21 protein-coding genes and 1 tRNA gene are annotated in these 19661 nt (G+C 41.2%); 11 read left to right on the top strand and 11 right to left on the bottom strand.

Features of this window, described 5'->3' with window-relative positions; translation table 11 throughout:
- Positions 1 to 92: 92 nt before the first annotated feature.
- The gene (locus NL930_RS03410) at positions 93 to 1046 is read right to left on the bottom strand and encodes a lipid A deacylase LpxR family protein (RefSeq protein WP_254377388.1); all 954 of its coding nucleotides are present in this window, start codon (positions 1044 to 1046) and stop codon (positions 93 to 95) included.
- Positions 1047 to 1686: 640 nt separating this feature from the next.
- Here NL930_RS03410 and NL930_RS03405 point away from each other — a divergent pair.
- Positions 1687 to 2058, top strand: a complete 372-nt coding sequence (locus tag NL930_RS03405) for a hypothetical protein (protein ID WP_254377389.1) — start codon at positions 1687 to 1689, stop codon at positions 2056 to 2058.
- A gap of 88 nt (positions 2059 to 2146) precedes the next feature.
- On the top strand, positions 2147 to 3406 hold the full coding sequence (locus tag NL930_RS03400) for an STAS-like domain-containing protein (protein WP_254377390.1): 1260 nt from the start codon (positions 2147 to 2149) through the stop codon (positions 3404 to 3406).
- 29 nt (positions 3407 to 3435) lie between these two features.
- Here NL930_RS03400 and NL930_RS03395 read toward each other — a convergent pair whose 3' ends face one another.
- Positions 3436 to 3798 carry a hypothetical protein gene (locus tag NL930_RS03395; protein WP_254377391.1) on the bottom strand — a complete coding sequence of 121 codons (363 nt, stop codon included), beginning with the start codon at positions 3796 to 3798 and terminating at the stop codon, positions 3436 to 3438.
- 96 nt (positions 3799 to 3894) lie between these two features.
- Between NL930_RS03395 and NL930_RS03390 the strand changes: the two genes are divergently transcribed.
- The 5 genes from NL930_RS03390 to NL930_RS03370 all read left to right on the top strand — a co-directional run bounded on the left by NL930_RS03390 (position 3895) and on the right by NL930_RS03370 (position 8192).
- Positions 3895 to 4965: a hypothetical protein gene (locus NL930_RS03390; RefSeq protein ID WP_254377392.1), complete on the top strand. Its 1071-nt coding sequence runs from the start codon at positions 3895 to 3897 to the stop codon at positions 4963 to 4965.
- A 94-nt stretch (positions 4966 to 5059) separates the two neighbouring features.
- Complete coding sequence (locus tag NL930_RS03385; RefSeq protein ID WP_254377393.1) at positions 5060 to 5317, top strand: hypothetical protein; 258 nt, start codon at positions 5060 to 5062, stop codon at positions 5315 to 5317.
- 167 nt (positions 5318 to 5484) lie between these two features.
- Complete coding sequence (locus tag NL930_RS03380) at positions 5485 to 6849, top strand: hypothetical protein (RefSeq protein WP_354672763.1); 1365 nt, start codon at positions 5485 to 5487, stop codon at positions 6847 to 6849.
- A gap of 10 nt (positions 6850 to 6859) precedes the next feature.
- Entirely contained in the window at positions 6860 to 7189 is a 330-nt protein-coding gene (locus NL930_RS03375) for an AlpA family transcriptional regulator (protein ID WP_254377395.1), read from the top strand.
- The gene (locus NL930_RS03370) at positions 7122 to 8192 is read left to right on the top strand and encodes a tyrosine-type recombinase/integrase (RefSeq protein ID WP_254377396.1); all 1071 of its coding nucleotides are present in this window, start codon (positions 7122 to 7124) and stop codon (positions 8190 to 8192) included. The genes NL930_RS03375 and NL930_RS03370 overlap by 68 nt, the downstream gene beginning before the upstream one ends.
- 75 nt (positions 8193 to 8267) lie before the next feature.
- Here NL930_RS03370 and NL930_RS03365 read toward each other — a convergent pair.
- The 9 genes from NL930_RS03365 to NL930_RS03325 all read right to left on the bottom strand — a co-directional run bounded on the left by NL930_RS03365 (position 8268) and on the right by NL930_RS03325 (position 15493).
- Positions 8268 to 8357 (bottom strand) — tRNA-Ser (locus NL930_RS03365).
- A gap of 76 nt (positions 8358 to 8433) precedes the next feature.
- Positions 8434 to 8577: a hypothetical protein gene (locus NL930_RS03360; protein WP_173636952.1), complete on the bottom strand. Its 144-nt coding sequence runs from the start codon at positions 8575 to 8577 to the stop codon at positions 8434 to 8436.
- A gap of 46 nt (positions 8578 to 8623) precedes the next feature.
- Complete coding sequence (locus NL930_RS03355; RefSeq protein ID WP_254377397.1) at positions 8624 to 10084, bottom strand: AsmA family protein; 1461 nt, start codon at positions 10082 to 10084, stop codon at positions 8624 to 8626.
- A 10-nt stretch (positions 10085 to 10094) separates the two neighbouring features.
- On the bottom strand, positions 10095 to 10781 hold the full coding sequence (gene pyrF / locus NL930_RS03350) for an orotidine-5'-phosphate decarboxylase (protein WP_254377398.1): 687 nt from the start codon (positions 10779 to 10781) through the stop codon (positions 10095 to 10097).
- A complete protein-coding gene (gene nusB / locus NL930_RS03345) occupies positions 10778 to 11188 on the bottom strand; it encodes a transcription antitermination factor NusB (RefSeq protein ID WP_039674192.1) in 411 nt (136 codons plus the stop codon). The genes pyrF and nusB overlap by 4 nt, the downstream gene beginning before the upstream one ends.
- Positions 11189 to 11204: 16 nt before the next feature.
- Positions 11205 to 11669: a 6,7-dimethyl-8-ribityllumazine synthase gene (gene ribH / locus NL930_RS03340; RefSeq protein ID WP_039674194.1), complete on the bottom strand. Its 465-nt coding sequence runs from the start codon at positions 11667 to 11669 to the stop codon at positions 11205 to 11207.
- A 62-nt stretch (positions 11670 to 11731) separates the two neighbouring features.
- Positions 11732 to 13822, bottom strand: a complete 2091-nt coding sequence (gene ovoA, locus NL930_RS03335; RefSeq protein WP_254377399.1) for a 5-histidylcysteine sulfoxide synthase — start codon at positions 13820 to 13822, stop codon at positions 11732 to 11734.
- A gap of 1 nt (position 13823) precedes the next feature.
- Positions 13824 to 14624: a 3-deoxy-8-phosphooctulonate synthase gene (gene kdsA / locus NL930_RS03330; protein ID WP_039674197.1), complete on the bottom strand. Its 801-nt coding sequence runs from the start codon at positions 14622 to 14624 to the stop codon at positions 13824 to 13826.
- The gene (locus NL930_RS03325; protein ID WP_039674313.1) at positions 14621 to 15493 is read right to left on the bottom strand and encodes a DMT family transporter; all 873 of its coding nucleotides are present in this window, start codon (positions 15491 to 15493) and stop codon (positions 14621 to 14623) included. The genes kdsA and NL930_RS03325 overlap by 4 nt, the downstream gene beginning before the upstream one ends.
- A gap of 109 nt (positions 15494 to 15602) precedes the next feature.
- Here NL930_RS03325 and NL930_RS03320 point away from each other — a divergent pair, with 109 nt between their 5' ends.
- From NL930_RS03320 to trpS, 4 genes are read left to right on the top strand one after another with little or no spacing between them, the layout of a single operon-like run.
- Entirely contained in the window at positions 15603 to 16676 is a 1074-nt protein-coding gene (locus NL930_RS03320; RefSeq protein WP_254377400.1) for a mechanosensitive ion channel family protein, read from the top strand.
- Between the two features lie 55 nt (positions 16677 to 16731).
- Positions 16732 to 18162 carry a ribosome biogenesis GTPase Der gene (der, locus tag NL930_RS03315; protein WP_254377401.1) on the top strand — a complete coding sequence of 477 codons (1431 nt, stop codon included), beginning with the start codon at positions 16732 to 16734 and terminating at the stop codon, positions 18160 to 18162.
- Positions 18143 to 18706 (top strand): shikimate kinase, encoded by a 564-nt coding sequence (locus NL930_RS03310; protein ID WP_254377402.1) that lies wholly within the window; start codon positions 18143 to 18145, stop codon positions 18704 to 18706. The genes der and NL930_RS03310 overlap by 20 nt, the downstream gene beginning before the upstream one ends.
- Positions 18694 to 19659 (top strand): tryptophan--tRNA ligase, encoded by a 966-nt coding sequence (gene trpS / locus NL930_RS03305; RefSeq protein WP_039674203.1) that lies wholly within the window; start codon positions 18694 to 18696, stop codon positions 19657 to 19659. Before NL930_RS03310 ends, trpS begins: the two co-directional genes overlap by 13 nt.
- Positions 19660 to 19661 lie beyond the last annotated feature (2 nt).

The following is a 19661-nucleotide window of genomic DNA, read 5'->3' as shown; positions in this document are numbered from 1 at the left end:
GATTTTGCGGTATTTTAGCCTAAATTAACTTATAGGAAATACGCAACGTCGGTCTTAAACAAGCAATGCCCTTGAAAGACCGACGCCGAGGTTTAATCCCACTTCCAAACAAGACCGATGCCGCCGGTTTGCTCATTGCTCGAATGCTTCGTTCCTTTCATGTCGGTATCGACCGATTTGAGGTAAAACGAAAGTTTGACATCTGCCCATAAAAGATCTAAAGCGAGTTTTTCGCCGACCATATCGTCAAGCTTATCGAGTCGATACCCTTCGTCGATTGCCTCGTCGATTAAATAGTAGGTATGAAATTTATTGTAAAATACCCCCAAAGACACGGCCCACGTAAAACTCTTTTGCGGTTCGTAATTAAGAAGCGAGCTTTCGTTGGCGCCGATGAAATTCCCTGCCGTACTGAAACTACGCATTGCTTTACTGCTAAGCCGCAACGTCGTACCCACCAACGCTCCGGTATAAAAATTTCCAAGATCGGCTTTGGCGTTTGTCGTCCAATCAAAGCTTAAATCACCGAGCGATACGGGATCGGTTTTATACCCTATTTGATACGACGCGCCGTACAAAAATTCATCTCGAAGCTGATTGTCCCAGCCTTCGGGTTTATCGAATCTAAAGACGGTATGAAAACGCTTCTGAAGAGTATCGGCTTGCGTAGAAGGCCCGACCATTCCTACATTAAGCCCAACCTCATGGAAAACATTGGCGGAAGATTTATACGCAAGAAAATTGAAATCAAGATAACCCGCATAGGGTAAGTCATCTAAATCCCGCGTACGGATATCTTTATTTTCGGGAGTAAATATCGCATGCGAAAGCGACAAAGCGACATTTTTCTGCCCCAAATCGATAAAACTCAAAAGATCCGGAAACGTCGTATCGGCATCACTCATCCACGTCATATACATTCCGTTGGTATAATGATGATCCTGCCCCACGATAGCGTCGTTTTCCAAGACCAAAGAAACGGTATCGGCTCGTGCCCATGAGCATATTAAAACCGCCAAACTTACAGTCAAGATATTTTTTTTCATTCGTTACCTAACATGCTGAACATTTTAAAAGCTAAATTATATCCCAAGAGTCCTATTTTCAGACTTATACACTATAAATTGCCCTCACTCAACACGCCTCAAGGCTTGGGTACAATTTTACCGGGATGATATTGTGTATTAGAAATTGTGAGCAAATATGTGTAATTATCTTATAGGGAAGAATGATGCAAATATTAAACGCCGAATCTGTTGGGTCATAAACTCCGTTCAATGATACTCTAAAAATATGCTCGGTATTGCAGAGGGCTAAAGAATCGAAAAAGAGCAACATTTTTGAGCAAGTTGCGTAACGTTTTGGGCACAGTAAAATTTCGACTGTCTCAAAGTGCCTATTTATGGGGAATAAAAACATGGTGGCGGACAGAGAGGGAAGCTTAAAATAAACTTAATAAAACAATAAATGCCCTAAAATAGCACTTTTGCAACTCTGTATTTTTCATCATTATGCGTTTTTTTGTTAATTTTGGGCACGTTTTGGGCACAGCAAATTTACAATTAAAATTCATAAAATCACCTTTTTGTTACGCTATAGACTAGTTACCCTATAAGCTTTTATTGAATTAAGTAAATATAAATATTCATTTATGTACATTCAATAATAAATTTATGAAGGGGAGTGATGGAAAAGTTTGTAATTTTGCTAAGTTCAGTATTGTTTTTAGTCGGTTGTGCATCAACTTATAATTATAGAGCTAGTGATTTCAACGATTTGAACAAAGATTATATCGTTGATGCAAAAATGAAAAAAGTCTTAGAAACTCAATTTTTTGGCACTACTACAAAAAATATTCTCTCCTTATATATTAACAATCAACTGATTTTGGAAGGTGCTTTAGATATTCAAGAAGCAGGTACTTTTAAAAGCATGTATGATGGTAAACAACTTACTTTAGAATGCTATAAAGTTGGTGCATTTTCAATAGAGCCATATTGTCAAGTTCATTTAGATCAAAGAAAGATAGGTAGTTTCAAATTAAAAATGGATAGGTAGTGTCTAATATATTTCTCCAAAACAAGAATTTATTCGCTAAAATTAATTAGTATCTCTTTAACAATTATTGTGATATTAAAGGTATAGAATGAGTAATATATCACCACAACGTTTTGTTTCTAGATCCAAAAATAAAATTTTTTTCTTTGCTAAAATTAATGCCTATACACATGTGCAATTTATGGGCATATTAAAATATTGCCTAGATGAAAATCCTGATACCTTAATTTTTGATTTTTCAAAAGTTAAAAGTGCATACCCTGACGGGATGATTCCTATCATAAATACAATCGATATTTTGAGACGACAAAAAATTAAAATTAAATGTATTTATCCATACAATGATGATTGCAAGACTCTTTTTATTAGAGCAAATTGGGCACATTTAATAACTCCTGAAGATTTTCAGCCTGAAGTCATAAAACATGAAAAACATCTCATTGCTAGAAGATTTGTTTCTTCCCAAGAACAGCAAGAAGTTGTTAACGATTTTGTAAAAATTGTTTTAAGTACCTTAGATGTTACTAGATCAGTTTTATCTGGCTTAGAGTGGTCAATAAATGAAATTACTGATAATGTTCTTAATCATTCAGGAAGCTCTATTGGTGGTATTATTCAAGTGAGTACATATCCAAAAAATGGTAGCGTTTCATTTGCGGTCGGTGATTCAGGAAGAGGTATATTGACATCTTTAAAAGAAGCTATTCCTACGCTACGAACAGATTTAGAAGCACTTGGTGAAGCAGTCAAATCAGGAGTTACGCGAAACAATCAATTCGGGCAAGGTAATGGTCTTGCTGGTACGCTTAGAATAGCAACTATGACGGGAGGAAGCTTTAGTATCACGTCAGGGCAAGGATACATTAAAGTTTTTGATAACGACTCAAATAAAAAACAAAGATATACGCATCAAAATTTTATAGGTACCTTAGTTTGTGCAGATATTAAAACTAATACTCCTTTTAACTTATCATCTGCACTTGAGTTTGAAGGGTATCAAAATTCTACCCCTGTTGATATTATTGAAACAAATTATGAAACTGAATCTTCTTTGTTATTATTGATTTCAAAAGAATCCACAGGATTTGGTAACAGGGGAGCGGGAAAACAACTTAGACAAACTGTTTTAAATCTTTTAAAAATGGATTTATCTAGACCAATTGAGTTAAACTGGAGTGGAATTCCGCTAATTTCAAGTAGCTTTGCTGATGAATTTTTAGGTAAATTATTTTTAGAACTTGGTCCAATGTCATTTGGTGCTAGAATTAGAAATACAGGAATGGAAACATTAATCCGAGATTTATTAGAAAAAGCGATTACTCAAAGATTAACTCAAGCAAATGATTAATTTTAGATTTAATATATCTAATTATTAATTTAATGATCTCGAAATTTTTTAATCACGTCTTCTATAACAATCAACCCTTTAGCAATTTTCATAAAACCTGAAAAATCTAAAGCTTTATAGACATCAAATCCCGTTTCAAATGTGACGGGTAAAACTTTTTGCATTTTAATCTTATATTTACTCACAAGCTCTAAAAGTTTACGGTATTTTTTTGCATCTACGTAAAAAGCGATTAAATATTGATCTCTTTCATGTTTATAGTTAGTAATTTCATCAAAACCTCTTTCTAAACATGCTCTATAAAATTCTGATTTATTAATAGATTGACAATTTATTTCTTCTTCAATTTTTTGTAACAAATCATCTTCTATTTTGAAATTTATGAGTTTCAATAGTAAGACCTTTAAGTATTTATTAATATTTATATGAGATAATTATCGATAAGACAATTAATACTATATTAAGTTATATTAAAAGGATATAAAACTATGAGTTCAACTAAAAATATAGTCAATTATCTACCGACGGAACAAGAACTTATTCAAGTCAAAACAGCTTGTGATGATCTTAAAAAATATCTTATTACATATAAAATCAACTCTTCAATGTCTATTTTTAAAAATATTTATCCTAATGAAACTAAAATTAAATATACAATCAATGAATTTTTTAATTCTAGGAAAGAAATCAATAAAGTCAAGCAACGAATTATTAATCAATTAGCTCATGATTTTTCATTCATACAAAATCATGATTTTATTTACACTATAGATCAAACAAAAACATGTGCATACCATACAATGCGATTACTCTGTTTTATTTACGATGCCTTGCATGCATATTCTTTATCGATAAATAAACAATATCTTGCTAGAACTGTTGCAAAAGAGCGAACAACCAAAGCAAATTTAATTAAAAGTTGGAGACACCATAAAAATCAACTTGACGATCCTTCAATTATCATTAAAACAGAACATTCAATTAAATATGATGTGTATGATATGCTCATACATAACCCCAAACTAATTAAATATTATTTAGGAGTTTTTTCATTAATTCCTCTTCATCAAATCAAAATATTTTACGAAGAAGATGACGCTACGCAGCTTTTAATTCAATTTTTATCATTTTTTTCATCTGCAACATTAACGAAAAAACAAATAGCACTTAGCTTAGCAATAGCTCTTAATTTCTACATGCGTCTAATTATGCATATGAAGCCAAAAAATATAGAAATATTCATCCAATATATTATCAATACTTGCTTTTCAAACGGGAAAGAGGATTTAAAAATAGGCTATAAAAGTTCTGAACTCTTACAAAATATACATTTATCTGACACTATTGGCTTCATCCCCATTTTTTCGATTGCTACAAAACAAGAGCAATACTACAATGATCGTGAAATACGAACATTATGTACATTACACAATAAAGCCAAAAGAGAATGTAACATTGTTCTAGATTTACCAGTTGAGTATCAAAAAGATTTAATTACAAATCCTCTATACCTTTATTCCGCACGATTTCCTTCGGAAATGCTAGAAGAAATTTTATAAATTTTCCGAAAATTTTATTTCATATCTCTTTTAAACTTTCATCACTATAGTAAATCAAACACCAAACTAGCGCTAGTTTCCAAAAGGAAACATCATGTTAACACTCAAAGGCACGCTCTTAAATATCTTCACGTCCAGTGATTATATGAATCAAGAGACAAAAGAGATCACAAAGGGCAAGACGAAATTACAGCTCTTAGTGAAAGTTCCGTTGAAAAACGGCGGTCATAAAAATACCTTATACGATCTGACCGTACCGCCTGAAAAGGTTGCTAAGTATTCCAACTCGATCAATAAAGAGATCGATGTGGAAGTCGGCATTATGGGCGAATACAAGTTCTACGGCATTTAGCCTTAGGGGGACTCCGACGAAGTCGGGGGAAGAAGGCTAAAACCAAAGACGCATGAAACACTTGAAAAGCGAAAGATGCGCTTCGCGTCTCTTGAGCGTTCACGTGCTTTGATGCGTCAAAGGGGTATATAGTAATACCCCTTCCCAAACGTATAAGGAAAACAATGATGATGAAAAATTTTGAAGAGATACCATACGTATGCGGCATTGATACGCTGTATTACTTTTGTGAGAGTTCATTAAACTATGATGATCTCTTTTTGGATATCTTAGATCAGATAGAGCGTATCAAAGGTAAGTTTGAGCAAAAGGAGATTGAATATGACAATGCTGATATTAGTATCAACATCAATCAAATCACGCTTTCCTCTCTTGGAAAAAGTGAAGGCTATCATTGGTTTAAAGACATCAATGAATTTTTTAAGATCGGATTCAAAGATACTCTAACCAATCGAGGCTTACACGATATTCGAGTACAGTTACTCGGTAACGGAATTTACACCGTCGGTCTCAAATCCGTGATTGCGTTTATCGATGAAATGTTAGAAGGCTTTATCACACAAGCGCATCCCGTGACGCGAATCGATTTGAATTGTTTTATTCAATACGATTTTGGCTTTGTGGATAAGCGTATGTTTGTGACTAAAAAAAGAAATTATGCTGCTATTAGCGAAATCGGAGATTCAAGCACGATTCAAACGCTTTACGTGGGTAAGCCTCCCTTTCGTCTCAGACTTTACAATAAATCGCGTGAACTCAAACAATCCAAAAAACAAGAGCTTATGGAAGCGTATTTTAGGCTCAACGGGTTTGACTTAACACAACCGGTCTTTAACGTTGAATTTGAGATGCATAGAAGCCATTTAAGAGCTTTTAACATCACGACCCTAGAAGAAGCATTGGCAAAGGCGCAAACGCTCTTTAAAACGGCAATGGACGAAATAAGACTCATTGATCTAAACTCGATCGGCGAAAAGGATAGTGACAACAATACCAAAAACAGAGCGAAAAGCTTACCGATTTGGGACTTTATCAAAGAACGCTACCGCCTCGAATCTTTTTTACAAATCACGTCACCGCTAGAGAGAATCAAACGTAAAGCCTACCTATACGATGAAACTCGTTTTATCACAGAATATAAGCTTTTAATTCGTAAAGGGTTAATCAATTCCGTACCGATTAACGAAACAATGCTGATTCACAATTTGAACGAAACCGTCAATGAATTACAAGAGCCGAAACGTCCAAGCCCTAAACCGTTTCACTATGCCAAAGCTTTTATTCCTATCGAGATTAAACAGTTTAACGGAAGCGTTCAACATTTTAGATTATTAAGAGACGGGCAACTTATTAAACCCGTTAACGTGTTATCGGTCGATAAATTGAGCGATTACGAACTGTTGAGCTATTTAGAAGATATCAGTCAAGATTTTAATCAAGAACATATCGACTCAAAACAAATTTATCATCGTTATAAAATCGCTTATGCCGAAGCCGTTAGGCGTAAGCTCAAACCTGATATTCCGTTTTAAAGGATATGCCATGATCGAGATGGAAAACATAAACCTTATCAAAGAGATGGCAAAAGATATCGAGCTTATTAAAAAAAGTTTGATGAGACAAACGGAAAAACGCTGGCTGACGGTCAAAGAGCTTGCACAATATTTAGGGTACTCAAAAGATCACATCTATCACCTCAAAGAAGAGACGTTTTTAGAGGACATTCACTTTTATAAAAAAACGGGTAAAATTCTCTTCGACAGAGTTGCGATTGACTCTTGGGTATTGGAAGGATTTAGAACCAATGACACTCGTAAATCGCGACGGCAAATTGTGGATAACGTTTTATCATCAATCAACAAGATACCGTAAATCACTCAACTTGATTGATACAAAACAAAATCGCAAATATGCCCAACAAACCCTTATCCCTGAAATTCAATACAAACTGAATTCAGGGGAGTTCTTTAACAACGATGAAAAGAAAGTTCCAACGGTTGGGGAGTTCGCTCAAATCAGCTTTGAAATTCATCAAAATGAGCGAAGAGAGTTTACACAAAAGCGTTACATCAGGCTTTATGAAATTCATATCAAACCTCATTTTGAGAAAAGACGTTTAGATCAAATAAAACCATCAGAATTGGCACGTTGGCAAAATAATCTCTTAACAAAGATTACGGGTAAAACAGTTAAAGGCATACGTACCGTCTTTTATACACTTTTTGAAGATGCTAGAAAAGATGAAATTATTACACGTAATCCTTTTAGCCTTATTCGCTCTCCAAAAGATGAAGAGTTTAGAGTAAAAAACCCTTTTTCGAAAGAAGAGATTTTTGCTATTTTAAAGGCAATGCCTGAACATATCAAAGCCTTTTTTGCTATTGGTTTTTTTACAGGTCTTAGGACAGGTGAAATTATTGGTCTAAAATGGGAAGATTTTGATTTTGACGATAGAAGTTTTTATGTCGAACGAAGTAGAAGGCAAGGCACAGAAACACTCCCTAAAACCAAAAACAGTGTACGCACCGTTGAGATCATAGACGTTCTCATGCCTTTTTTACTACGGCATAGAGAAATTTGCTCTCAAACAAATGTATATGTGTTTGAAACTTATGAGGGCTTACCTTACAATACGTGTGATAAAATTAGCTCACACTATTGGAAGCCAACACTTGAAAGACTGGGTATCCCTTATCGAAATCTTTATCAAATGAGACATTCATTCGCAAGTTTAATGATCTCTAACGGAGAAGATATTTTATGGGTTTCAAACATGTTAGGTCACAAACACTCTTCCATGACTTTGGAAAAATATGCGCGATATTGTAGGCTAAAAAATAGGAAAAGAGCTACGTTTTTAGAGCAAGTTGCGTAACGTTTTGGGCACGTTTTGGGCACAGTAGGTTTTTGCTGTTCTCAAAGTGCCTAGAAATGGGGGTTAAAAACACGGTGGCGGACAGAGAGGGATTTGAACCCTCGGTCAGGTTGCCCCGACGCACCCTTAGCAGGGGTGTGGTTTCAGCCACTCACCCATCTGTCCAAGAAAAAGTAGAGTGCAATTATAGCAAACATAGATAACAAAGAGCTTAAAGCCTTTCTTAAGCTCTTTGCGACGGTCAAATATAGACCGGATCTTTGGATTGTAAGAGCTTATCAAGCAGTTTTTGAAGTTTTTTGACCGAATCTTGATCCGTTTTTTTCGCCTCTTCTATTTTACTTTTGAGCATTACGATAAGCTCGACACCTTCTATAAAATGCATAGGGTACTCCTTTTAAAGATCGTTTACGAGCTTTAAAAAGCAAAACCTATTCCAGCTTCGTATCTTCTTTCAACGGTACGGGCTGGGCAATAACGCCTTCGTAAAAAACCGTACAATTACTATCCGCCGTACTTTTATCGTTTTTGGTAAAAAACGACAATGCCACATTGGTTAAAATTTTCGCGTTCGATTCGTCCATTTTGACCTTCGGTTTTGCAAACGTACCGCTTATTTTTTGTTCAAAAACGCTGCATCCTTTGGCATTGAGTAACGCAGCTTTCAAATCGACGAATTTCTCTTCGACGATATTGATTTTACCTTTTAAGGCGACTCTGTTCTTTGCGGTACTAAAGGCTACGTCGCTGAGCTCGATTTCGGAATAACCGATATCGACCCGCATACTGATCTCCTGAACCGTCGTTTTTCCGCCTTGCACTCCGTTTAATGAGCTGTTAAGAATAGTGCCTAAATTTTTTGAAGCGTGCGTATCGACAAGAGGAGCGATTTGATCGAGGTCGTAGCCTTTTAGCGTGACGTTTTTACCGAAAAGATTGACGTACCCGTTAAGCGTTGTTTTGAAACTCAGTGCATCGCCCGCCGTAAAAGAAAGCTTCAAATCACCTTCAGCCGTGCCTTCTGCAATATCTTGCTGAAACATCCCTTTGATAAACGGTGCCAGTTTTAGACCTTCAATTTTATGCTTTAACGAAATTTTCGGCTGTTTCCCGCTAAAGTCAAATTTTCCGCTTCCTTGAAAGAGTGTATCAAAAAGCGTGTATTTAAGGTTTTCACTGACACCGACCGCATCTTTCATCTCCATCGACATGGAAACGTCGTTAAAGACGTAACGATCGTAAGAGATTTTATCGATATGCATTTGAGATAAAAAGACAAGCCCGTTTAAAGAGTGCTTACTCGGATCAAAATGAATATCGTTCATCTCGACGTCGATATTTTCAAACATCATTTTAGCGTTATCGCTCAAGTCCGTATAGGTCATCGAAGCATGAGTAAATTTAACCTTATTTACGTTAATAAAAAGAGCATCTTCTTCAGCTTCGATTTCTTCCACTTTTTTACTTTTGGCGGAAGAGCTTTTATGCGCGACTTCTTTGGTGACCGGAGGCAAAAGGTAATTCAATTTACCCTCTTTATTCTTTTCAATCGACAGAGCAAGGTTATCGATAACAAGATACTTGATCTTAATCTCTTTTTTAAGCAATGCCGCAATATCAAGGGCTACGTCAAAGCTCCCGAGCTTGGCAAACGAGACGTCGGAGCGGTAAGAGGGATTGGCGACTTCGATGTCGGAGATGCTAACGCCGACCGGAGATAGAGAGAGCGTGATGTCGCCTCGAATCATAATCTCGTATCCCGTACTCTCTTTAATGGCTTTTTGAATTTTCGGTTTATATTCGTTAAAATCGATAACTTTGATCAGTAAAAAAAACGCAACGATCGATACTGCACAAAACAAAACGATACTTAGCACAATTTTCTGAATCATATTTACCTCTTTATGCGATAGACTCTAAAATTTTTCGAACAACACTTAACGGATCGGCGTGATGATAGATCGGTCGACCGACAACGATAAAATCAGACTTTTGAGCCTCGGCTACCTTCAGATCCGCGACGCGTTCTTGATCGTTGCTTGCCTCGTTGAACGGACGGATACCGGGCGTTAGCGTTAAAAAATGCTCGCTCGTATGCGCTTTAATATCCAAACTTTCATATGCCGAGCATACGACGCCGTGAATACCGCTTTCGTACGCATCCGTGGCAAAATCAACGGCTTTTTGCGCAATCGGCGTACGGTAAATCGCCTCGAACGAAGCGTTATCGAAGCTTGTCAAAGCGGTAACCGCCAAGACGATCGGAGGGTTGGCAAGCGTGTTGACGCGTTGCATAACCGTTTGCATCGCTTTTTTACCGCTTGAGGCGTGAACGTTGAACATGTCGACGTTCAACGCGACGATCGACTCCGCCGCGTCCGCCATCGTATTGGGAATATCGTGAAGTTTGAGGTCTAAAAAGATTTTAAACGAAGGATTGATTGCTTTGAGCTCTTCTAAAAGAGGTTTTCCGTCGCGAATAAACGAGCGAAGACCGACTTTGAGCCAAATGTCTTCGCTTTTTAAGGTACGTGCTAACGCAAGATTGTCGGATTTTTCAGCTAGATCGAGGGCAACGCATAGCTTCATGCACTCACTTCCTGCTCTTTACACACGGCATCCAAAACGCCGTTGATAAATTTCGGACTGGTTTCGTTACACAGTTTTTTTGCCAATTCGATCGCTTCGTTGATTACGACGGCATTGTCCAAAGAGGTGTAAAGAACCTCGTAGCAACCCAAACGTAAAATCGCCCGTTCGATCGTTCCGATTTCGCTCAAATTCCACTCTTTTAAATGGCGGTTAATCGACGCATCGACATTGATTAAGTGCTCTTTCACGCCGTGGTAAAGTCCTAAAGCAAACTCTTTTTGCTGATTGCGAATCTTTTTGTCTTCGAAAAGCTCGTCCATAAATTTTTCGATACCGGCATTACCGATATCCTCGGCATACAAAATGCCGATAATCGTTTCTCTTGCTTGATGTCGTGTTGCCAAACGTTTTCCTTAAAAATTAAAAATGTTTATAAAGACTGATCAGTTCGATCAATCCCGTCATCGCCTCAAAACCTTTATTGCCGGCTTTGCTGCCCGCTCGTTCAATGGCTTGTTCGATCGTATCGGTCGTTAAAACGCCGAAAGTGACCGGTTTTTGGTACTTCAAAGCCGTATTGGCGACGCCTTTGGTCGTTTCCGCGGCAACATAGTCAAAATGCGGCGTACTTCCGCGAATAACGGCACCGACGCAACAAACCGCGTCGTATTTTCCACCGTTTAAAAGCCTGTCCAAAGCCATCGGAATTTCAAATGCACCCGGAACCAAAATAAGATCTAAATTTTTCTCGTCGCCGCCGTGACGAATAAACGCGTCACGCGCACCTTCGACCAAGCGATCGGTGATAATGTGGTTAAATCGGCTATTGATAATGGCGACCTTTTCCGTGCCGTTTAACGATAATTTTCCTTCAACGATATTCATAGCAATCCTTTAATAAAATGGATAAAGTCTTTAATCATACCCTATTTTTCGTTAGGGACGCTTTAGCGCTTTTTCCAAACACTGACATGTAAGGTTTTTATCACGCTCTTACGTTCATTTTCATAGCGTATTAAAGGCATGTCAAACGCTTTTTGTGCCAATTCAAACGTCGGTTCCAAATGCTCGTGTAAAGCATCGAACGTGCTATATTTTTCGCCGTTTTTCTTAAAGCCGCCCAGCCATTTTGCGCGAGGTGTTTTACTTTCGTCCCAGTCGTAACCGCTCGCGATGACTAAAAACGCCCCCGTACGCATGCGTGTGCCGATCGTTTTGAGAAAAAGTGCCGGATCGTAAAGCGTGTCCAAAGCATCGTTGAGCAAAACCAAATCGTATCCGTCGAAATAGGGCTTCATATTGTGCGGATCGGCTTGCCAAAATTCGACTTTTTGCCGCGCGGGATCGATGTTAAAATCGCTCAAATCGCGCTCCTCAAAACAGCACAATTCGCCCTCGACTTTGAGCGCGTATTTGAGCTTTCCGCTCTCTTTGAAATTCGTCGCCAAACGAACCACGCGTGCGGTAAACTCTACACCGTGCACCATTTTGTAATCCGATGCCAGCGCAAACGTCGCTCGTCCCGCGCCGCATCCGATTTCCAAAGCTTTGTTCTTTTCTCCTTCAAGCCCTTTGCAGACACGCGCTATCGCTTCATAATAGTTATTTTCTTTCTCTCCGAAATGCGCATGGCATAGTAAAGAGAGCTGCGGATCGGTTTCGTAAAAGACCGAATGCGTCTCAACGCTTTCTTCCGACTCGACGTAGCGAAATCCCGCATGTTGGTAAAAATGGCGGCGAAACGCATAACGCGAAGCGCGAATGAGCTCATTTCCCGTGCTGATCCACGAGCCGCCTTTGATGAGATTGTGTCTGTCGTCAAACGTCGGTACGGAAAAATCGTCGTACAGCGGATGAACGCTAAATCCGTCAAATCCATTGATCGGCGTTTGCGTCCATTGCCAGACGTTACCGATAATATCGTAAAAATCGCCGAACGCAAACGTATCCACGGGTACGGAAGAAGCGAAGTATTCGAGGTTCACGTTACCCGGTGCTTTGTCCCAAAACGGTTCGTCGTTTTGTACATGTAAGTCTCGAAGCACGTACCATTCGTCCTCGCTCGGTAAGCGAATGCTTTTAGCTTCTTTGGCACTTTTCCAGTTGCAAAACGCCTCGGCTTCGAGGAAGTTAACGTCTACCGGCCAGCTCCACGGCATTGCGATCTCTTCGACCATCGTTCGCAAGTAATAACCCGCATCGGTTTTTCTCCAAAAAAGCGGCATTCTCGCCTCTTTGTAGGTTCGCCATTTCCAACCTTCTTCGCTCCAAAAACGCGCCTCTTCGTATCCGCCATCTTCCACAAACGCCAAAAATTCGGCATTGGAAACAAGAAATCGGGAAGCTTTGAAGTCGTGAACCTCTTTGACATGTAAGCCGTATTCGTTATCCCAACCGTAAAGCGCATCGTCTTTGCGTTTTTCCAAACGAAGCGTCGTGCCCGCAACATCGATCAAACGGTTTTGCACGACGGGCGTGTCGATCGGACATATTTTCCAAAACGGATGCGTTTGCACGTACGCTAAGGGCAATTGGCGTATTAAAACCGAAGAGGTCTCCAAGTGAATCCGCTCATGCTCGATCCCCATCAAGATCGCCCAAAACGGGCTTTCCCACGTTATAGGCATGGAAAGAGGCAAGGTGTCGATCAGCTCTAATACTTTGGTTTTGACCGCATCGCGGTAAGCACGAATTTCGGCAATTTTAGGCCATTGATAATGCGCTTGATCCAGATCGTCCCAGCTCATTTCGTCCACGCCGATCGCAAAAATCGACTCGTAGGTCGGATTAATGCGCTTGTCGATGAGCTTGGCAAGCACCAGTTTGTTAATGAAAAACGTTGCCGTATGTCCGAAATAAAAGACCAAAGGATGCCGCAAAGGATCGGCGGTCACGTAATAACTTTCGTCCTCTTTCATCACCTCGAACAATCTTTCGTAAACCGTATAGGTTTTCAGAAAATAGTCGCGTATCTCTTGCCTTTTTTCTGCCGCACTTCCGACGTTGAGCAGGATATTGCGCGTGGGGACGAGTTGCATGTTAGGCCTTTAGGCTGTTTTGAATCGCTTGAATGTCTTTAATCGCCGCGTCTAAGTCTTCCAAGTAGAGCATATTCGGTCCGTCGCATAACGCGATGCACGGATCGAAATGGGTCTCAAAAAAGAACCCGTCCACGCCCACGGCAGCCGCCGCACGCGAAAGCGGACGCACGAACTCGCGTTTTCCTCCGCTTTTACCGCCCTCGGTTCCGGGCATTTGAACCGAATGCGTCGCATCGAAAATGACCGGAGCAAACGAGCGCATAATTTCGAAACTGCGCATATCCACGACCAAATTGCCGTATCCAAACGTCGAGCCTCGCTCGGTCAACCACACGCCCGCTTGTTTGGCGGCATCGTACCCTTCTTCTTTCACGCCGCGCGTATCCAACACTTTTTTGACCGAATAACGCATATCGGCGGGATTTAAAAATTGACCTTTTTTAATGTTCACGACGCATTTCGTCTGCGCGGCGGCAACCAACAAATCGGTTTGGCGGCATAAAAAAGCGGGGATTTGCAACACGTCGACGACTTCTCCCACAGGCTTTGCCTGCGTGTAGTCGTGAATATCTGTCAAAAGCTTGTAGCCAAACTGTGTTCTAACTTCTTCGAGCAACTTAAGTCCCGCGTCAAGCCCCGGACCTCTGAAACTGTCGATGCTGGTGCGATTGGCTTTGTCGAAACTGGATTTAAAGTAAAAATCGATAGTAGAATCTTCATGGTACGTCATCAATTTTTCGGCAACCCGAAAAAGATTTTCGCGACTTTCGATAACGCACGGTCCTGCAATTAAAATCATTCTTTCTCCTTAGCGACGATAACGCCGCTCAAAATAACCAAGAGTATACCAAATAGACCCATAAAATCCGGTAAAGGATCGCCCAAAAACAATCCGATCAAGAGCGAAAAGAAGATAATCGAATACCCAGCCGCCCCGACGATACCCGCTTTGGTCGTCCCGAACGCTTTGGTCATATACAATTGCCCTACCGCACCCGAAAAGCCCATCAAACCGATGTAAAGCCACTGAACGCCTGAGGGCATTTTGAAATTTCCGAGCATAAAATCAAACATCGGCGTATGGTAAAATTCGCTCAAAAGCATAAACAACGCCGGAAAAACCGTTCCGGTCGAAACAAACGCCAAAACGATAATGCGCGTATCGTAAACTTTATTGAGTTCGCGAACGCTCGTGTACGCCAATGCTGCGCCTAAACCGCTCATGATGCCGAAAAAATCAGTTTTAGAAAGCATCAATTCGCCGGGTTTCATCACCATGACGATACCCACAAAACCGAAGAAAACCGCAACCCAACCTTTCCAGCCAATATGTTCTTTCAAAAAGAAAAACGCCAAAATTGCGGTAAAAATAGGCGCGGTTCGTGAAAACGTCATCGCATCCGCAAGCGGAATATGCGCGATATTGTAGAAAAAAACTAGCATCGAAAAAAAGCCGATGAGTGCACGGAAGAGAAGTAACCAAGGCTTTCCGCCGACTTGTTTGAGAGGTTTTCGTAAAAACGTCGCCGCCATAAGGCACATCGTAAGTCCGTTACGGAAAAAGACCACCTCGACCGAATCGAAATCCTGACTCAGCACTTTTGCAAATGCTCCGTCGATTGCAAAACTAAACGATGAAACGAGCATAAACAAAACGCCGCGATTCATCCCTGAAATAAAAGCTCCCACACCGACTCCACATGTAACCTAAAATACGTTATCTTAATCCTTTCCGTGTTAAAATTCGTTGATTTTTACCTCTTAGCTTGGAGACGTCATGAATATTGAATCCATCTTGAATTATTCGCTTTGGGGCTTTCCGATCGCCAACGTCGGTATCGCGCTACTCATCTTTTTCTCGTCGCTGCTCTTTCGTCGCATCATCAGCAAACTGTTGCTCAAACCGCTGCGTAAGCGTTCGCATCAAGGCAAAAAAGAGGACAACCAAAATAAAATTCTCGACGTTATCGAAGAACCGCTCAAACTCTCCATCGTCTTATTCGGTCTTTATTTTGCGATCAAGTGGTTGCCGTTTAAAAATATCGACCGCTTTTTAGAGCTGTTTGTGCGTTCGTGTCTTAGCTTCGTCGTTTTTTGGATTTTGTACCGTTTGGTCGAAGCGTTTTCAAACCTTTTCAACCTCTTTTCGTCCAAATTCGGCAAAGAACTTCACTCGGACATTCAAAACTTTTTGATTAAAACGCTTCGCGTTCTTATTATTGCTATCGGCGTGATGGCGATTTTACAAGAATGGGGCATTAACGTAAGTGCGTTTGTCGCCTCTTTGGGCCTCGGAGGTTTGGCATTTGCATTGGCGGCCAAAGACACGATCGCCAATTTATTCGGCTCGTTGGTTATCTTCAGCGACCGCCCGTTTAAAGTCGGCGATTGGATTCAAACGCCCGTCGTAGAAGGTATTATCGAAGAAATCGGCATTCGATCTACCAAAGTGCGCACCTTCGCGCAAGCCTTAGTGAGCGTGCCCAACGCCACGGTCGCCAATACGCCCATTACCAATTGGACGCGTATGGGTAAACGCCGCATCAATACCCGCATCGGTCTGACGTATGCTACCGGCGTCGAGCAAATCCAAACGATCGTCGAGGAAATTACCGCGATGCTCAAGAACCATCCCGATATTCACCAAGAGACGATTTTGGTCTATTTCGACGAATTTCAAGACAGTGCGCTCAGCATTTTTCTTTACTTTTTTACCAAAACGACGGTTTGGGCGGAATTCTTACATGTCAGACAAGACGTCAATCTTAAAATTATGCGTATCGTCGAGCGTAACGGCGCGCAGTTTGCGTTCCCTTCTCAGACGCTCTACGTCGAGAGTTTACCAAAATAACAGCAAAGCAACGCTATAATGTATCTCATTTAGGTTATCTTTACAAAAGGTTCGTATGAAAAAAATAGCCATTATCGGGCTGCCCAACGTGGGCAAAAGCTCGTTATTCAACCGCATCGCCAAACAACGTATCGCTATTACTTCCGATTTTAGCGGCACGACACGCGATATCAAATCCCATGAAGTCTTCATCGGCGAAAAATCGTGCATTATTTTAGACACCGGCGGGCTCGATCGCTCTTCGGAATTGTTCGCCAACGTTCACGACATGTCGATGGAAACGTCCAAAAAAGCCGACATTTTACTCATGGTCGTTGACGGAAAACGGCTTCCGAGCGATGAAGAGAAAAAGATTTTTTACGCCCTACAAGCACGCAATAAACCGATCGCGCTCGTCATTAACAAAATCGACAACGACAAAGAGATGGAACGCGCTTGGGAATTTAGCGAATTCGGCGCGGAAAACGTTTTTCCGATCTCCGTTTCGCACAATAGAGGCGTAAGCGCACTCTTAGAGTGGATCGCCGCATATCTGCCGACACCGGAAGGATCGATCGTAAGCGAAGCGAGCGAAAGCGACGAAGAAGACGATGACGAGGATTGGGACGAAGAGGACGATTGGAATGAAGAAGAAGAGCTTCCCGAAGCGATCGAAGAAGAAACCGTCCCCGACAACCGCATCAACGTCGCGATTATCGGACGCGTCAACGTCGGGAAAAGCTCACTACTGAACGCTTTAGTTGGAAAACAACGCGCCGTCGTCAGCAGCATCGAAGGAACGACGATCGATCCGGTCGACGAAGCCATAGAGTACAACGAAAAAATCATCAATTTCGTCGATACGGCGGGACTTCGCCGTCGCGGAAAAATCGAAGGTATCGAAAAATTCGCTTTAATGCGCACCAAAGAGATGTTAGAGCGTGCCAATATCGCTTTATTGGTGTTAGACGCCAGCGAGCCTTTTAAAGAACTCGACGAACGCATCGCCGGACTCGTGGAAGAGAACAATCTCGCATGCATCATCGTTTTAAACAAATGGGACAAAGCGAGCGTCGAGTATGAAGAGATCATGAAAGAAGTCAGAGATCGTTTTAAATTTCTCTCTTACGCGCCGCTGATTAGCGTTTCGGCATTGACGAAGCAACGCGTCTCCAAGATCAAAGAGATGCTTTTGAGCGTTTACGAAAACTATGCGCAACGCATTCCGACCGCGCGTCTTAACGAAGTCATCAAAGAAGCGACGATCAAACATCAAATCCCGAGCGATCACGCCAAAGTCGTTAAAATCTATTTTGCCACCCAATACCAAAGCAAACCGCCGCGCATCGTACTGGTAATGAACAAACCGCGATCTTTGCATTTTAGCTACCGACGTTATTTGGCGAACCGCCTTCGCGACACGTTCAACCTCGAGGGCACGCCTATTTTGATCTACCCGCGCGCCAAAGGCGAAAAAGACGAACAAAATGAGCAAGACAATGCTTGATCCTAAAAATAAAAATATCGTTTTTATCGGCTTTATGGGCGTGGGAAAAGGAACAATCGCGCGTGCGTTGATTCAAGCAACCGATCGTTTCGGACTGGACACGGACGATCTGATCGAGAGCATGGAAAACCGAAAAATCAAAGAGATTTTTGAAAAAGACGGCGAAGTAGCGTTTCGAAAACTCGAGAAAAAGACTGCCAAATGGCTTCAAAAAAACGTTCAAAATGCCATCATCTCAACCGGCGGAGGCTTTTTTAAAACCGACAATTTGGAGAAAATCGGCACCGTCGTCTACCTCCGATCTTCGTACGAAGGCATCATGGCGCGACTGCTCTCACACGAAAAAGCCGACCTAAAACTTGCCAAACGACCGCTTTTAAGCGACGAGGCAAAAGCTAGGGCTTTGTTTGAAGAGCGTGCTCCTTTGTACGCAAAAAAAGCCGACGTGATGATCGACGTCGAAAACCGCTCTGTCCAAGAGATCGTCGCGGAAATCATCAAAGTTTTAAAATTAAAAAGGATTAAAAAACGATGCGAGTCTTAACGGGAATTCAACCCTCCGGTGCCCTTCATATCGGCAATTATTTCGGTGCGATCAAACAAATGGTCGATTTACAGGAAAAGAGCGATTTGTTTATTTTTATTCCGAACTACCATGCGCTAACTTCGTTAAAAAACGCTCCGGCACTTAAGCAAAACACGCTAGACGCGGCGATCAATTTTATGGCTTTAGGTATCGATCCTTCCAAGTCCACGCTATGGGTACAATCGGACGTCAAAGAAGTATTGGAGCTCTATTGGATTCTCTCCGGATACACGCCGATGGGCTTATTGGAGCGTGCGCACAGCTATAAAGACAAAGTCGCCAAGGGCATTGCCGCAAACCATTCGCTCTTTTCGTATCCCGTCTTAATGGCGGCAGATATTTTGCTCTACGACGCAGACGTGATTCCCGTCGGCAAAGATCAGATTCAACATGTCGAAATCGCACGCGACATCGCCATCAAATTCAACAACGATTTCGGGGAAATTTTTACCGTCCCTACCTTTAAAGTCGAAGAAGAAGTCGCCACGGTTCCGGGTATCGACGGTGCGAAAATGAGTAAAAGCTACGGCAATACGATCGATATTTTTTGCGGCGAAAAAGAGCTCAAAAAGACGATTGCCCGTGTCGTTACCGATTCCACTCCCTTAGAAGAGCCCAAAGACTACACGACATGTAACGTTTTTGCTTTGGCTAAACTCTTTTTGAAAAATGACGAAGTAGAGGCGTTAAAAGAACGTTACGCAAAAGGCGGCGAAGGATACGGGCATTTTAAAGCCTATTTGAACGAATTGGTTTGGAACTATTTTGCAAGCGCGCGCGAAAAACGTGCCTACTTTTTAGACCATCCAAACGAAGTGATCGAGATTTTAGAAGCCGGCGCGCAAAAAGCCCGCACCATCGCTTCTGCAAAAATGAAAATCGTACGCGACCTTGTCGGAATTTATCGTTAGGA

Origin of the sequence: Sulfurospirillum sp. hDNRA2 (assembly GCF_024206095.2) — a bacterium.
GTDB lineage: Bacteria > Campylobacterota > Campylobacteria > Campylobacterales > Sulfurospirillaceae > Sulfurospirillum.
Note: the sequence above shows the minus strand (reverse complement) of the source record. Positions and strands in the feature narration are given on the sequence as shown.